The following is a 16405-nucleotide window of genomic DNA, read 5'->3' as shown; positions in this document are numbered from 1 at the left end:
TCCTATTCCTTAACTAAATGTTTGCTTTCTGCTTGTTCGGTATCCATTAACTTTTCATCAACTAATTCCGGTACCGTATCTTCTTTTTTATCCAAAATACTGCCATCTTCTTCTAAACTGAATTGAACATGGCTTTCGATCCACTTCCGACGAGGTTCTACCTTGTCCCCCATCAAAGTGGTGACGCGACGTTCTGCTTGAGCCGCATCATCGATTCTTACCCGAATCAGCGTCCGCGTTTCTGGGTCCATCGTCGTTTCCCACAATTGATCGGCATTCATTTCCCCCAACCCTTTGTAGCGCTGAAGCATATAGCCTTTACCGATTTTTTGGGTCAGTTTGCTTAGTTCATCATCCGTCCAAGCATATTCGACTACTGCCTTTTTCCCTAACCCTTTAGACACTTTATACAAAGGTGGCAAAGCAATGTATACTTTTCCCGCTTCGATCAAAGGTTTCATATACCGGTAGAAAAACGTTAAAAGCAGCACTTGGATGTGCGCCCCATCGGTATCCGCATCGGTCATGATAATGACTTTGTCATAATTGCAGTCTTCAATCGAAAACTCTGGGCCAACACCGGCACCGATAGTATAGATCATGGTATTGATCTCTTCATTTTTCAAAATATCCTGCATCTTGGCTTTTTCTGTATTGATAACTTTGCCTCGTAACGGTAAAATCGCTTGGAACTTGCGGTCACGGCCTTGCTTCGCTGACCCGCCGGCTGAGTCCCCCTCCACCAAATACAATTCATTTTTCTTAGGATTACGAGACTGAGCAGGCGTTAATTTTCCAGAAAGCAGTGACTCACCTTTTTTGCGTTTCTTTCCTGTGCGGCTTTCTTCTCTCGCCTTTCTGGCAGCTTCACGGGCCTCTCTTGCTTTGATCGCTTTACGAACCAGCATTTGACTCATTTCACTGTTTTCTTGCAGGTAATAGCCTAGTTGCTCGCCAATCACATTGTCTACAGCATTTCTTGCTAAGGGTGTTCCTAATTTCCCTTTGGTCTGCCCTTCAAATTGCAAAAGATTTTCTGGAACACGGATCGACAACACGGCCGCTAAGCCTTCACGAAAATCACTACCTTCAAGGTTCTTATCTTTTTCCTTCAACAAATTGACCTTGCGGGCATATTCATTGAAAGCTTTCGTCATTGACGTTTTCATCCCCACTTCATGGGTACCACCATCTTTGGTACGTACATTGTTGACAAAGGACAAGACATTTTCCGAATAGCCATCATTGTATTGAAAGGCAAGTTCTACCTCGATTGCTTCTTTGGTACCGGAAAAATACACCACCTGGGTCAAGGTATCTTTTTCTTCATTTAAATAATCAACGAATTCTTTGATGCCTTCTTCATATAAAAAAACTTCATGAATTGGTTCTTCCCCACGTTCATCCGTCAGGGAGATTTTGACCCCTTTTAGCAAGAAAGCCGATTCTCTTAAACGTTCTGCGAGAATTTCATAGGAGAATTTGGTTGTTGAAAAGATCGTGTCGTCAGGTTTAAAGGTGACTGTGGTTCCAGTTGGTTTACGAGTTTTGCCGATTTTTTTCAAAGTACCCGCTGGTTTCCCACCGTCTTTGAAGCTCTGTTTGTATTCGATGCCATCACGAACGATGACTACTTCCAGCCAGCTGGATAGAGCATTTACAACACTGGCACCAACCCCATGAAGGCCGCCAGAAGTTTTGTAGCCTCCTTGGCCAAACTTCCCGCCGGCATGTAGCACTGTGAAGATCACTTCAACAGTAGGGATTCCCGATGCATGTGTCCCGACCGGCATTCCTCGCCCATTGTCTCGAACACTGATACTATTGTCTTTGTGGATCGTAACATCGATTTCATTGCCGTATCCTGAGAGTGCCTCATCAACCGCATTATCGACGATTTCATACACTAAGTGATGTAAGCCGCGGCTATCGGTCGAGCCGATATACATTCCTGGCCGTTTTCTTACTGCTTCTAGGCCCTCTAAGACCTGAATGGAAGCATCATTATATTCTGTGGTTTTCTTTGCCAAACCCACCGCTCCTTTAATCTTGATCAGTCCTTTTTTACTGCTGAAAGGACTGCAAAAAAAATCTTAACACAAAATACGCTTTTTTCAAGCGAACATTTTTCTAAACTATCTTATCCTTTTTCCTTTGTTTGCACAAGCTAGAGTCACAAAATGGCTTGTTTGTGTTTCACAGCTCCGAGGAAAGCTGTTTTTCTTCTTTCCCTGACTAGCGAAAGATTTTCTTATTGTTGGAAAGGCGTTTTCATGCTAAAATTGCCCTAGCCTTGCAAAGAAAGTTGGTTATTATGAATACGATTCTTTTATTTATTGTTGCTTACCTTTTAGGTTCGATCCCCTCGGGTGTTTGGATTGGCCAATTGTTTTTCAAAAAAGATATTCGCCAATTCGGCAGCGGCAATACGGGAACGACCAATACATTTCGCGTTTTAGGAAAGAAAGCCGGGATCGTTGTTTTATTGATGGATATCTTAAAAGGAACTTTGGCAACCAGTTTGCCTGTCCTCTTTGGTCTCCATACCGTCAATCCGCTCTGGTTTGGGGTCTGCGCGATCTTAGGTCATACCTTTCCGATCTTTGCCAAGTTTAAAGGCGGCAAAGCGGTGGCGACAAGTGCTGGGATGCTCTTAGGATACAATCCGCTCTTTTTCATTTATTCTTCATTGATTTTTGTTATCTGTCTTTATGTGACAAGTATGGTAAGCCTGACCAGTATGATCGCGGCGTGTTTGATCACCTTATCGACGGTCGTTTTGCCTTTTATCGCCCCTACGATATTGCCTGAGCAAAACTGGTTGCTGACCTTCATCGCGATCGGCGTAACGATTTTTATCTTTATTCGCCATCGCGAAAATATTTCACGTATTAAAGACGGGACTGAAAGTCGGGTACCGTTTGGTCTGAATAAGCGTCAAGCGAACAAATAAGCAGAAGCTGAGAAAAGTGCAATGACTTTTCTCAGCTTCTTTTTGCCTGCTTTTATTTGACTGTGATCGAGTACTTTGTTTCAAATAACTCCTCAGGCGAAAGTGCTTGAATACCCAATTTTTCTGAAAGCTCACCGGAAGCTTCCAGTGTATCTGCGATACCGCACCATGGTTCTATACATAGAAACGGCGATTTTACGGGATACGTGGACCAAAAACCGACATACGGCATATTATTGTAGCTTAACGTAACACTATGAGGCGATTTCTCACTGCGAATCGAGTAGGAATGCAATCCTTTCGTTTCATAAACCAGCGCATCATTTGCAAACATATCGTGGGTCAAGCGCAAATCCGTATTCGTTTGACCGAGTGTGCGTTGTTCATAATCAATATAATTGCCTTTTAATGGCAATTTCACTCGTGATTTCTTTGGAGAAAAAGAAAGGTAGTAGTCTTCAAATGTCAGCCCTTTTTCAAGTGGGACGTTGAATGCAGGGTGTCCTCCAATGGAGAAGAATAGTTCTTTTTGACCGCTATTCTTTACTTGATATTTGACGACTAAGCCATCACCGCCTAATTCGTAACTGACATACAGCTGAAAATCAAACGGATACTTCGCTTTGGTTTCAGTTGAACTTTCTAATAGAAACAAGGCATAGTCTGTACGTTTTTCAACGACAGTAAACAACATGTCTCTGGCAAACCCATGACGGGGCAAATGATAACTTTTGCCCTCATGCTGATAGGTGTCCTCTTTTAAGGCGCCAACAATCGGAAATAAGATTGGCGCATGCTTTCCCCAGTGGTTTGGATCAGCTTGCCAAATATATTCAAGGTCATTGCTTGTATCAACTAAGCTTTGTAGCTCAGCCCCTTTTTCTGCAATTTTTGCTTGCAGATGACCCGCCGTGATGGTAACTGTCATGGTCTCATCTCCTAATATTGATGTTTCGTCAATTCCTCTTTAAAGCGGCTGTTAAGCACTTTTAAATAGGTGCCTTTCATCCCCAAAGAGCGGGATTCTATAATGCCGGCAGACTCTAGTTTACGCAAAGCATTTACGATCACCGACCGTGTAATTCCAATGCGATCAGCGATACTTGACGCGGTCAGACGACCTTCGTCGCCTTCTAATGCCTCAAAGATCGCTTGAACAGCTTTCAACTCACTATAAGAAAGGGTGTTGATTGCCATTTGAACAGCTGTGGTACTGCGAACATCTTCTTCGATACTGCGGGATTTTTGGTACAAGAATTGCATACCAACAACTGTCGCACTGTATTCCGCTAATACCAAATCGTCGTCATCAAAGGACTTATCGATTCTGGAAAGAATGATCGTACCTAAACGTTCCCCTGCACCGTAAATCGGTACGATGGTCGTTAGTCCGTTGGGATACAACTCACGGCCTTCTACAGGAAAAGCGGTCATATCATCACTGATTGGCACATTAGCTTCTGTGGAAGTCAGGTGATCGACTAAATCTGTATAATTTTTAGGAAACTGTTTTTCAACAAACATTTTTTTGATGCGTTCATTATTGACATCATGGTTCTCAACAAAACCTAACACGCTACCGTCAATGCTAATAATATACGCATTGCTGTCTAGGATGTTTCCTAAAATGACAGCCATCTTGTCGTAAGGCAAATCAGAAGCTAAATTAAAGGTGTTTTTTTGCTGCAATAATTCGTTGATTTGTCTTGTCTTTTCTAATAATGTTTTCATTGGTCCGCTCCCTTTATAAAATATACCGGCTTAAGTCTTCATCTTTTGCGATGGACGCAAGTTTTTCTTCCACATACGCTTCTGTGATGGTAATTTCACCCATTTGCATCTCAGATGCTTCAAACAATAAGTCTTCAAGTAGTTTCTCTAGAATCGTATGCAAACGACGAGCACCGATATTGTCGGTATCGCGATTGACTTGATACGCGATTTCGGCAATTTTTTCGATGGCTTCCATCGTAAAGACCACTTTGACATTCTCGGTTCCTAACAAGGCGATGTATTGTTTGACTAAAGCATTGTTTGGCTCCGTTAAAATTTTAACAAAGTCTTCTTTTGTCAAGTCATCTAGTTCCACGCGAATCGGGAAACGCCCTTGCAACTCAGGGATCAGATCGCTTGGTTTTGATAGATGGAACGCGCCTGAGGCGATAAAGAGAATATGATCTGTTTGTAACGTGCCATATTTCGTATTGACTTGCGATCCTTCAACGATCGGTAAGATATCTCTTTGCACCCCTTCACGAGAAACTTCTCCTGACTGCTGTGATTTCGAAGATACTTTGTCGATTTCATCTAGAAAAATGATGCCACTAGATTCTGCTAAACGTAATGCTTCACTGTGAATATCCGCGTCGTTGACCAGTTTTGAAGATTCTTCTTGAATCAGCAATTCTCGTGCTTCTTTTACGGTTACTGTGCGTTCAATTTTCTTTTGCGGTTTCAATGCTCCTAAGGTTTCATTCAAATCGATCCCCATTTGTTCTAAGCCATTGTTCATCATCGGTGCTTGATTTTTCGGCTCATCGACTTGGATCGTCACTTCCCGGTTGTCTAAAAGGCCCTTTTCTAATTGCTCAAAAATGGCTTGACGGTTGCTGCGAATCTCATCCGTCAATTCTTCTTTTGGCTCTTCTGGTTGTTGTGCGGCGTTGAACATATTCATCATTTGTTCATAAGGATTGGTATTCTTTTTCTGTTCCTTTTTAATACCAGGAACTAAGACTTTTACTAAACGACGGTTGGCTTTTTTCTCTGCTTGGATCCGCACGTTTTTATATTGTTCTTTTTTCACGATTTGGATCGCATTCTCAACGAGGTCACGTACCATCGATTCTACGTCTCGACCGACATAGCCGACTTCCGTGAATTTCGTCGCTTCTAACTTAACGAAAGGTGCATCAACGATCTTTGCTAAGCGTCGCGCAATTTCCGTTTTACCAACCCCTGTTGGTCCGATCATCAAAATATTTTTTGGTGTGACATCTTGTTGCATCTTTTCATCTAATTGCAGCCGGCGGTAGCGATTTCTCAAAGCAACAGCCACTGATTTTTTGGCGTTGGTTTGTCCAACGATGTATTCATCTAACTCTTTCACGATTTCTCGTGGTGATTTGTTTTGGTTTGTCATATCGTCATCCCTCTTTAAAACTCTTCTACAATGATATTGTGATTCGTAAAGACACAAATGTCTGCGGCAATATTCAAGGCACCTTCAGCAATTTCTTTGGCAGATAGTTCACCGCCATAACGTTTCATCGCACGGGCTGCTGCCAAGGCATAGTTTCCACCTGAACCGATGGCTAAGATCCCTTCATCTGGCGAAATGACTTCGCCTGTCCCAGAGACCAAAAGCATCTCCTTATCATTCATGACGATCAGCATCGCCTCTAATTTTTGCATCGATTGCTGAGTCCGCCATTCTTGTGCCAATTCTACTGCAGCTCGCTGCAAATTTCCGTTGTATTCATTTAGTTTTCCTTCAAATTTTTCTTCCAAGGTAAAGGCATCTGCCACACTGCCGGCAAAACCAACGATCACTTCACCATTGTAAATTCGACGGACTTTCCGAGCGGTTCCTTTCATAACGACCTGTTCTCCCATCGTTACTTGTCCGTCACCGGCCATGGCAAATTTTCCATCTTTTTCAACCGCACAGATGGTGGTTGAATGAAATTCTGACTTCATTTATGTTCCTCCTGTACCAATTTTACGCGCGTGGATGAAATTGGCGATAATTTTTTTGTAAACTGTCTTTGGTGACATGCGCATAAATCTGTGTCGTCGATAGATTGGCATGCCCCAACAGTTCTTGAACGGTCCGCATATCGGCGCCATTGTTTAATAAATGGGTTGCAAACGTATGCCGAAGCATATGAGGATGGATTTTACTGTCTAAACTGCTTTTTCGAATGATTTGATTCAAAACATATTCGATCCCAGTTGCAGTGATCCCGTCACCAAGATGATTCACGAAAAGGATCTCGTGTTCCTTGTTCTGCTTTTCCATCAGCTGTTTGCGTCCTGAGGAAAGATAGCGTTTGACTGCTGCTTGTGCGTAACTACCGAAAGGAACATAACGATCCTTATTCCCCTTCCCATGGATCAGTAATACGCCGCTTTCCCAATCGATTGCCCCCAGTGTGAGACTGCTGCACTCACTGACCCGCAAACCTGAACCATAAAGGACTTCTAACAATGCTTGATTGCGCTGTTGTAGTGGCTCATCGCCAGCAACACTTTGAAAGAGAGCATCTATTTCCTTCTCATAAAAAAAACGCGGCAATTTGGCGTTTTTCTTTTTTAAATGAATGTAGGCGAAAGGATTCTCTTTGACGATCTCATGCTTGGTTAGAAACTGATAAAAAGATCGCAAACTAGCCATTTTACGACTGATGGAATTACGGCTGTACTCTCGTTCCGTCAAATAGCTTAAATAGACGCGAACATCGCGGTATTCCACTGCTAATGGGTCTTCATTGCCAGACTCTTTTAAGAAGTGAAAAAAATCGCCCATATCTTCTTGATACGCTTTTTTTGTCTTTTCCGAATACCCTCTTTCAACAATAAGATAACGAAAAAACTCTTCTTGAAACTGATCTGTTTGCAAATTAACCCCCCTTTTCATGATTCGAAATAACTTTAGCATAGACCACAAAAAAAAACAAATGAATTGTCAGAATTTAATCAATATTTCAAAGTTTAGACATAATTGTGAAAACTTTCTAAGAATCTACGTAAGATTCTTATCTTTGTTCAGAAAGATCCGTTAAATGCGCCAGAAAAACGTACCAGTCCCTCTTATCAAAAGAAAGAGGGACTGATACGTTTCCACTTATTTGCTTTTATTCGATTGGATCAGTTGTTGGCTGATGCGAACCAGTGCTTTCAGATACAGCCTGAACTAGCTCTTTGTTTCCTTGCTTTGTGGACATCGTGTCATTGATTAACCCAACTAAGTCTAATCCGGTTGTCTCTTTGATCGTATCAAAGGTTCGCGCTAAACCAGCTTCCCCCATTGATTGAAGACCATCATTGCCGCCAAAGCTAACCACTTTATCAATATTGCTCAGTGGCGCATTGACCTCTTTCGCGATTTCAGGCAGCACTTTGATGAACTCCATCAAAATACCAGCTTCGTTCAGTTTGGTCAAAGCAATCGCCATCTTTTCACGGCTTTCCGCTTCGGCTTGACCGACTTTTGCGATCCGTTCCGCGTCGGCACTACCTAGTTTTTCAATTCGTTCGGCTTCTGCTTGGGCAGCTAATTTGACTTTTTCCGCTTCCGCTTGTGCTCGTGCGATTTCTCTTGCTTTGTCTGCTAAAGCGTTTTGTTCAACCACATATTTATCCGCTTCGGCTTTTTTACGGACAGTTGCATTCAATTCTTTTTCCGTCAATTCCGCTTGTTTTTCTTGAATCTCGATATTTTTTTCTTGTTCGATCAATTGAACTTTCATTTGTTCGCCGACCGCGATCTGTTCCGCTTTCGCATCCGCAACTTCGCGTTCTTGTTTGTATTGTGCTTGTTTCAATGCCATATCTTTTGTCGCTTCTGCGATTTCTGTTTGGCGACGGATCTCTTCATGCTGTGCCAATTGCTCATTCTCAGCTTGCTTGATTCGAGTTTCTCTTAAGGCATTGGATTCCGCTACTTCGGCATTTTTTTTCACTTCAGCAATCTGAGGGCGTCCTAACGCATCCAAGTAGCCATTGCTGTCGCTGACATCTTTGATCGTAAACGAAACGATCTCCAACCCCATTTTCTTCAAGTCCGTAGAGGCAACTTCTTGCACTTGTTCCGCAAAATCATCGCGGTTTTTATAGATGGCTTCTACCGTCATCGTTCCTAGAATCGCCCGTAAGTGACCTTCTAAGACTTCTTGGGCTTCATCTTCCAATTCACCTGTGGATTTGCCTAAGTATTGCTCAGCAGCTGTCTTGATCGACTCGGTACTGTTGCCGACCTTTACAAGCACCGTCGCACTGGCTTTGATCGGTACGCCTTGTTCCGTATAAACTTCTGGTGTCCCAATCTCTAACTTGTGGGTCAATAAACTTAATTTATGGGCTTTTTGAACAATAGGAATCACAAACGTCCCACTGTTTTTTAAGATTTTGATGCCTTCTTTTCCTAAAAACGACCCCGTAACGATCAATGCTTCATCGGGTTTCCCAATGCGATAGCGTATCATCAAAAAAGCGATCAATAAAACAACGAGGACAACACCCCATAAAATCGGATTACTTAAAAAATCTACTGCTGATCCTGTATCCACCATAACGTAACACTTCCTATTCTATAAAATTTTTACTTTCCACCACCAACGCGATCCCTTTTTTATCAAAATCGACAATGATGACTTTGGTTCCGACTGGCAATCGAACATTGTTTTCACGATCTTCTTCCCGAAAAAAACGTGCAGGATAAACAGAACGTGCACCTTGACTCCCTATCTCCATGACTTCGCCGATTGTATCTCCGACAATCTTTTCCGTCAGTTCACCGATCACAAAATCATTGCGACTAATGACATTGCTGCGGTTTTTGTCTGTGATGCGATTGTAAAGCCACATAATGGGACCTAACAGCAAACTAAATAAAACAAAGACAACGAAAATGACCCCGACCAAAAGGATCAGCCATCCTAAAAATTGAATTACTGTAGGAAAACGCTGTAAATAGTTTTGAATCAAATGAATCCATTCTCCAATCACCATCTTCACCACCTTCTGTCATTGTTACTGTCTATCATAAGTCACCTTGATTAAAGTTTCAAGACAAATTAAAAAAAAACCTTCTTACCATTTATTAGTAAGAAGGTGATGACTCATCGCTCTTATAGTTGTTCTTTGGCTTCTTCTAAGGCAGCTAATGCCCGGTTTGCCAATGCTTCATAACGAGATTTTTTATCTCTGATTCGTTCTGGAAGTTCTGGCAGCAAACCAAAGTTGGCATTCATCGGTTGGAAGTGTTTGCCTTCTGCATGAGTGATATAATACGCCATACTGCCAATTGTCGTCTCTTGTGGCATAATGATCGGCGCTTCCCCTTTTGCAAGTTTGGCAGCGTTGATCCCGGCCATCAATCCACTGGCTGCACTTTCAACATACCCTTCAACGCCTGTCATCTGACCAGCAAAAAAGAGGTCTTCACGTTTTTTCGATTGGTACGTTTGTTGTAACAACTCTGGTGAATTCATAAAACTATTCCGATGCATCACGCCGTAGCGCACAAATTCTGCCTCTTCCAAACCAGGGATCATCCGGAATACCCGCTTTTGCTCGCCCCATTTCAAATGTGTTTGAAAACCAACGATGTTGTACAGAGAAGCAGCTGCATTGTCTTGCCGCAGCTGAATCACTGCATAAGGACGCTTGCCGGTTTTCGGATCTTCCAAACCAACGGGTTTCATCGGACCAAACAACATAGTTTTCGGTCCACGGCCAGCCATAACTTCGATTGGCATACATCCTTCAAAGAATTTTTCTTTTTCGAATTCTTTCAAAGGGGCCACTTCCGCATTGACTAAAGCTTCACGAAACGCATAAAACTCCTCTTCGTTCATTGGACAGTTCAGATAGGCTGCTTCGCCTTTGTCGTAGCGTGATTTCAAATAAACTTTATCCATATTGATGGTGGATTTATCGACGATCGGTGCTGCTGCGTCATAGAAATAAAATCCTTCTGATCCGTTAAAAGCTTGGATCGCTTTTGATAAAGGTTCAGAAGTCAAAGGTCCAGTTGCAATCACGGTAATCCCTTCTGGAATTTCAGTGATCTCCTCTTCGATGACAGTGACTAAAGGATGTTCTTTGACACGTTTGGTTACTAACTCTGAGAAATCATCACGATCCACAGCTAAAGCACCCCCTGCTGGAACAGCTGTTTTGTCTGCAGAGGTAATAATGACTGAATCTAAGCGGCGCATTTCTTCTTTCAAAACACCGACCGCATTCGTTAAATTGTTGCCCCGAAGTGAATTCGTACAAACAAGTTCAGCAAAATTATTTGTGTGATGGGCTTCTGTCGATTTCTTAGGACGCATTTCATAAAGCTTTACTGCGACACCTGCTTGCGCTGCTTGCCAAGCAGCTTCGCTTCCGGCTAAACCGGCACCAATAACATTGATTTCTTTCATAGTGCTCTCCTTTTATTTCAAAAGCTCGCCTCTTCTCATAAGAAACTGCTTGTATTAATCAAAAGGACCGGCACTTTCTTTTGTCAGCCAACATCGAGGCTGACCGTTCAAAAGAATGCGCCGATTCTTTTTTTAACAGGGAATCCTGCTAGTTATTTTTGCACATTTTCTTCATAGTCCCCATTGATACACACGACTTGCTTGCCGCCTTTGACTTTCTTCTCGACTAAGTAATTATCACATTTCGGACAATTACGGCCTACAGGTTTGTCCCAAGAAGTAAAGTCACAGTCCGGATAACGGGTACATCCATAAAACAACCGATTTTTTTTCGATTTGCGTTCAACAACTTGGCCTTGGTGACAGACCGGGCACTCAACGCCGATTTCTTTGACGATTGGTTTCGTGTTGCGACAGTCAGGGAAATTACTACAGGCATAAAATTTTCCGTAGCGACCTAATTTGATCACCATTGGATGGCCACAAAGATCACAGTCAAAGCCTGCAGGTTCGTCTTTGATTTGGATTTTTTCGATACTTTCTTCTGCGGTCGTCAATTCTTTTTCAAAGGGACGGTAGAATTGATCGACGACTTTGACCCATTCTTCTTTCCCAGCTTCAATGCTATCCAAGCTATTTTCCATTTCAGCAGTAAAATGCATATCAACGATTTGCGGGAAGAATTCCTCGATCAATGAATTGACGATCTCACCAAGTTCAGTTGGCTCAAAACGTTTTTGTGTCAATTTCACATAATAACGTCGTTGGATTGTTTCCAACGTTGGTGCATAAGTTGAAGGACGACCCACACCGTTCTCTTCAAGGGTTTTGATCAAGGTGGCCTCACTGTAGCGGGCAGGTGGTTGAGTGAAATGCTGTTTTGGTTCGATCGATACGGATTGGACCACATCTCCTTCAACTAACTCTGGCAAAATGTTCTCTTTGTCTTCTTTGCCATCATCGCGCCCTTCCACATAGACCTGCATAAACCCTTTAAATTTGATCTTTGAACCATTGGCAATAAAGATGACACCATTTTGATCCAAGGTAACTTTCATTGTATCCAAAATCGCCGGCGTCATTTGACTAGCCACAAAGCGAGACCAGATCAAGCGATACAGTTTCAGTTGGTCTTTGTCTAAGAATTTCTCCATGGCTTCTGGCGTACGCATCACACTTGTTGGTCTTACCGCTTCATGGGCATCTTGTGCCCCTTGTGCATTCGCGCGTTTTTTGCCACCGTGCGCCGAGAACTCTGAACCATAAGTACTTTCAATAAATTCGGCCGCTTCGCCTTTGGCTGTGTCTGCGATTCGGGTCGAATCGGTACGCATATAGGTGATCAAACCAACGGTTCCTTGTTTACCAAGAGCGATCCCTTCATAGAGCTGCTGTGCGACCATCATGGTTTTCCGCGTTCGAAAGTTCAGTTTACGGGCTGCTTCTTGTTGCAAGCTACTGGTGGTAAACGGTGCCGCCGGGTTGCGTTTGCGTTCTTTCTTTTCAACCTTCGTCACTTGAAACTCTTTACTAGAAAGACGATCGGTGATTTCTTTTATGCTTTCAGCATTCGGTAATTTTTTCTTTTTGCCATCTAGGCCCCAAAAATTGGCTTTGAATTTTTTCGTGGCTTTTTTAAAGTTCCCATCGATGCTCCAATATTCTTCAGGAACAAACTCACGGATCTCTTTTTCACGATCTATAATAATCTTAAGCGCCACCGATTGAACACGGCCAGCACTCAAGCCTTTTTTCACTTTACGCCAAAGGATCGGGCTCAATGAATACCCCACCAATCGATCTAAAATCCGGCGCGCTTGTTGAGCGTCAACGAGATCTACATCGATCGTTCTTGGTTCTTTGAAAGCTGCCTTGACCGCATCCTTAGTGATCTCATTAAAGACGACTCGGTTTTTATCTTTTAAATCTAACCCTAGTAGAAAAGCTAAATGCCACGCAATAGCTTCTCCTTCTCTATCCGGGTCACTTGCGAGGTAGACTTTTTCGGCTTTTTTCGCAGCTGAGCGGAGACTTTTGATCACATCGCCCTTGCCACGGATCGAAATGTAATGCGGTTCGTAGTCATTTTCGACATCAATTCCCATTTTACTTTTAGGAAGATCACGAATATGACCGACACTTGCGACGACTTTGTAATTTCGTCCAAGGTATTTTTCAATGGTTTTCGCCTTTGCCGGCGATTCCACGATTACTAAATATTTATATGCCATATAAAGAATGGCTCCTTCCTGAATTTTTCCTACTATTATATTCTATCAATCAGTGAACCTATCGTATGCAGATGAAACATACAAATCGTAGCTTATCATAGCTTTCAAGAAAAGGTTTGTCAAGGAAGGTTGATTGGAAAAATCAAAAAAAGGCTAACTCCTGTAAAATATCTGACACACTAATCGTACATTTTGCGCCATCTTGAATCAAGTGGTGACAACCTTTTGACTGATCGGAAATCATTTCACCAGGCACTGCAAAAACTTCTCGGCCATTTTCCATTGCTAATTGTGCCGTAATCAAAGAACCGCTTCTTTCTTTAGCTTCAATCACACAGATTGCTTTTGAAATACCGGCAATGATGCGATTGCGTAAGGGGAAGTGATGTCTTTGCGGTTTGGTGTCGTGAGAATATTCACTCAGTACTAGATGTTCTTGACGAATCTGCTGGAACAACGGATACGCAGAAGTAGGATAACAATGTTCCAAACCAGAAGCAATCACGGCAATGGTTTGTCCCCGATTTCTGATGGCTGATTCATGGGCAAAACTGTCGACGCCATTTGCTAATCCACTGACGATCGTATAGTTTTCTGTCACTAAAGGCGGGATCAGCTTTTCGCAAACTTTACGCGCGTAGCGAGAAGCTGTTCTTGCGCCGACAAATCCAATCATGGGCGTTTGCAACAATTGCAGATTTCCTTCGTAAAATAGTAATAATGGTGGGTCCGCAATTTGTCTTAAAAGCATCGGATACTCCGCTGAAAAGAAGGTGAGGTAGTTTTGTCCCCCCATCTTTTGTGTGATATGCTCTTCTGTCATTTGCTCCCACGATCGGCGAAAGACCGTCCTATGCTGTGGAAGGACGCCGATGGCAATCATCTCTTCCAACGAACAACGCATTTCTTTTGTTTCCAGCCAATGCCAAATAATCTTCCAGCAACCTTGCAGACCGATTCCCTGACAGTAGTACAGTTTTATCAACTGTTTTTCAAAATCTGTTGCTTGTTGATACTTCATAAACAAAGCCCTCTTTTCTTAGTGATCTTACTTATAAGATTCGCTAAAAAAAGAGGGATGGATGAAATTTATAGGTATTGTTTAACTGGGGCAAAGGTTTTTCGATGAATAGGGCAAATTCCATGGGCAGCTAACCCTTCTAAATGAACTTTGGTCCCATACCCAGCATTTTGATCAAACCCATAAAAAGGATACACATCATGAAAATCTTTCATTAAATTGTCACGATAGACTTTGGCAATGATACTTGCTGCGGCAATCGAAATGGAGCGGGCATCGCCTTTGATCAAGCTTTGTTGAGGGATGTCGGTCTCGATGGTCATCGCATCAATGAGCAAATGTTCCGGCTTGACCGCTAAGTCGATCAAAGCTTCTTTCATCGCCAGGCGGCTCGCTTGATAGATATTTATCCGATCGATTTCTTCAGGACTAACCACACCGATACCGACAGCAACGGCTTTATTTTGAATTTCGATAAACAGTTCTTCTCTTTTCTTCGCAGAAAGCTGTTTTGAATCATTTAACCCCAAAATCTGGCATTCTTTAGGCAGAATCACCGCAGCTGACACCACGGGTCCTGCTAAAGGTCCGCGCCCCACTTCATCTAAACCGGCGATAAAACGGGCGCCTTGTTGAAATGCTTCGTTTTCAAAACGCATCATTTCTTCGTATTTTTCCTGCAATAGCTGCTGTTTGACTAATTGTTTCTCATATCGTTGCAACAGCTTTTGGACCCCCGCGCGTTCATCTGCTAGCAATTCCTGCAAAAATGCCGGGTCATTAAAGGTTGGATCAAATAATCGCTCTTTGATTGTCTTAATCGGTTGTTTCATCTTGGCTTTCCATTTCCTCCACTCGATCTAGTGTATAACGGCCTAATTTTCCTTGCCGAATGTCAAAGACAACAAGCTCGCTTCCTCGATCATAGTTATCTTTATAACCACGTTTTTCAGTGATTTTCATCAACAGGTCTGGCGCTAACAACGCCTCTTCCTCCGCCTTTAGTTGGTAACGATTGGCGATTCTTTCAGGATAATAGCGGGCAAAAAAATCAAGTCCATACAATGCGATATCATCCAAATGGATCAGCTGATCTTTAATAGCCCCCGTCAATGCCAATTTTTTACCAATCTCAGGATCTTCAAATTTTGGCCATAAGATCCCAGGCGTATCTAGCAGCTCTAGATCAGTCCCAAAACGCAGCCATTGCTGTCCTTTGGTCACGCCGGGTTTATTACCCGTCTGAGCAATTTTCTTCCCTACTAAACGGTTCATCAAGGTTGATTTTCCGACATTCGGAATGCCAATCACCATCGCTCGAATCGCACGGGGCTTCAATCCTCTGGCTTTGTCACGAGCGATTTTTTCCTTCAAGACTTGCTTAGCCGTCGGGACAATGGCTTTGACGCCTTGATTGTCTTGGGCGTTGATCGCCAAGGCTAAATAGCCTTGTGCTTGGAAATAATGCTCCCATTTTTTGGTTTGAACGGGATCTGCTAAATCCGCTTTATTGATCAAGATCAATCGTGGTTTTTGCTGTAATAATTGGTCCAGCATGGGGTTGCGGGATGAGATCGGCAAGCGTGCGTCCACGAGTTCAAAAACGATATCCACGAATTTTAATTTTTCACTTACTTCACGTCTGGCTTTCGCCATATGGCCTGGAAACCATTGAATGGTCATTTGAACGTTTTCCTCCTTGGTACTTCTTCGAATTGGTAAAAAGACAGTAGTGTCTAAATCCATGCAGTATATACCTGACAAGAACGAGGACTATTTGCTCTAAAACCATCAGAGAAACTAGTCACACTGGGCATTTTGCTAAAATTGCTTTAGGACAATGTTCTTGTTCCAACCTCGTGCATAGGTAAAGCTTTCAGCGCGATTCTCATGCGTCATACGCGCTTTCTCGCTTTTTAATTTTGGGGAAGTGGTTGGAAAAAGCTTGTCTACCCACTCATTCTTCCTTTTTTCTGACACCTTTACCATTAGACCGACTGCTTTTTACTACCTTTTATCTTCGTTATTGTACCATATTTCACACGAC

14 protein-coding genes are annotated in these 16405 nt (G+C 42.7%); 1 reads left to right on the top strand and 13 read right to left on the bottom strand.

Annotated features, from left to right (window positions below):
* Positions 1 to 2: 2 nt before the first annotated feature.
* On the bottom strand, positions 3 to 2030 hold the full coding sequence (gene parE, locus IGJ74_RS07155) for a DNA topoisomerase IV subunit B (RefSeq protein ID WP_034872209.1): 2028 nt from the start codon (positions 2028 to 2030) through the stop codon (positions 3 to 5).
* Positions 2031 to 2314: 284 nt separating this feature from the next.
* On the opposite strand from parE, the gene plsY reads away from it, so the two are divergent.
* The gene (gene plsY, locus IGJ74_RS07150) at positions 2315 to 2953 is read left to right on the top strand and encodes a glycerol-3-phosphate 1-O-acyltransferase PlsY (protein WP_218193337.1); all 639 of its coding nucleotides are present in this window, start codon (positions 2315 to 2317) and stop codon (positions 2951 to 2953) included.
* 52 nt (positions 2954 to 3005) lie between these two features.
* Here plsY and IGJ74_RS07145 read toward each other — a convergent pair whose 3' ends face one another.
* From IGJ74_RS07145 to ylqF, 12 genes are all read right to left on the bottom strand, one after another.
* The gene (locus IGJ74_RS07145) at positions 3006 to 3881 is read right to left on the bottom strand and encodes an aldose 1-epimerase family protein (RefSeq protein WP_016621299.1); all 876 of its coding nucleotides are present in this window, start codon (positions 3879 to 3881) and stop codon (positions 3006 to 3008) included.
* Positions 3882 to 3892: 11 nt separating this feature from the next.
* Complete coding sequence (codY, locus tag IGJ74_RS07140; protein WP_005236817.1) at positions 3893 to 4684, bottom strand: GTP-sensing pleiotropic transcriptional regulator CodY; 792 nt, start codon at positions 4682 to 4684, stop codon at positions 3893 to 3895.
* Positions 4685 to 4697: 13 nt separating this feature from the next.
* Complete coding sequence (hslU, locus tag IGJ74_RS07135; RefSeq protein ID WP_005236820.1) at positions 4698 to 6095, bottom strand: ATP-dependent protease ATPase subunit HslU; 1398 nt, start codon at positions 6093 to 6095, stop codon at positions 4698 to 4700.
* A 14-nt stretch (positions 6096 to 6109) separates the two neighbouring features.
* Positions 6110 to 6652 (bottom strand): ATP-dependent protease subunit HslV, encoded by a 543-nt coding sequence (gene hslV / locus IGJ74_RS07130; protein ID WP_005229630.1) that lies wholly within the window; start codon positions 6650 to 6652, stop codon positions 6110 to 6112.
* Positions 6653 to 6674: 22 nt separating this feature from the next.
* Entirely contained in the window at positions 6675 to 7613 is a 939-nt protein-coding gene (gene xerC / locus IGJ74_RS07125; protein ID WP_218193338.1) for a tyrosine recombinase XerC, read from the bottom strand.
* 196 nt (positions 7614 to 7809) lie between these two features.
* The gene (locus IGJ74_RS07120) at positions 7810 to 9246 is read right to left on the bottom strand and encodes a flotillin family protein (RefSeq protein WP_005236824.1); all 1437 of its coding nucleotides are present in this window, start codon (positions 9244 to 9246) and stop codon (positions 7810 to 7812) included.
* 13 nt (positions 9247 to 9259) lie between these two features.
* On the bottom strand, positions 9260 to 9685 hold the full coding sequence (locus IGJ74_RS07115) for a hypothetical protein (RefSeq protein WP_008379668.1): 426 nt from the start codon (positions 9683 to 9685) through the stop codon (positions 9260 to 9262).
* Positions 9686 to 9804: 119 nt separating this feature from the next.
* A complete protein-coding gene (gene trmFO, locus IGJ74_RS07110; protein ID WP_016613226.1) occupies positions 9805 to 11106 on the bottom strand; it encodes an FADH(2)-oxidizing methylenetetrahydrofolate--tRNA-(uracil(54)-C(5))-methyltransferase TrmFO in 1302 nt (433 codons plus the stop codon).
* A 152-nt stretch (positions 11107 to 11258) separates the two neighbouring features.
* Complete coding sequence (topA, locus tag IGJ74_RS07105; RefSeq protein WP_008379664.1) at positions 11259 to 13337, bottom strand: type I DNA topoisomerase; 2079 nt, start codon at positions 13335 to 13337, stop codon at positions 11259 to 11261.
* A 142-nt stretch (positions 13338 to 13479) separates the two neighbouring features.
* Positions 13480 to 14358 (bottom strand): DNA-processing protein DprA, encoded by an 879-nt coding sequence (gene dprA, locus IGJ74_RS07100; RefSeq protein WP_008379662.1) that lies wholly within the window; start codon positions 14356 to 14358, stop codon positions 13480 to 13482.
* 68 nt (positions 14359 to 14426) lie between these two features.
* Entirely contained in the window at positions 14427 to 15191 is a 765-nt protein-coding gene (locus IGJ74_RS07095; protein WP_016621295.1) for a ribonuclease HII, read from the bottom strand.
* Entirely contained in the window at positions 15175 to 16041 is an 867-nt protein-coding gene (gene ylqF, locus IGJ74_RS07090; RefSeq protein ID WP_005229614.1) for a ribosome biogenesis GTPase YlqF, read from the bottom strand. Before ylqF ends, IGJ74_RS07095 begins: the two co-directional genes overlap by 17 nt.
* Between the last annotated feature and the right edge of the window lie 364 nt (positions 16042 to 16405).

It is taken from the genome of Enterococcus sp. AZ009, assembly GCF_050548785.1.
In the GTDB taxonomy this organism is placed as follows: domain Bacteria; phylum Bacillota; class Bacilli; order Lactobacillales; family Enterococcaceae; genus Enterococcus_D; species Enterococcus_D entomosocium.
This window is presented reverse-complemented; position numbering and strand designations above follow the sequence as displayed.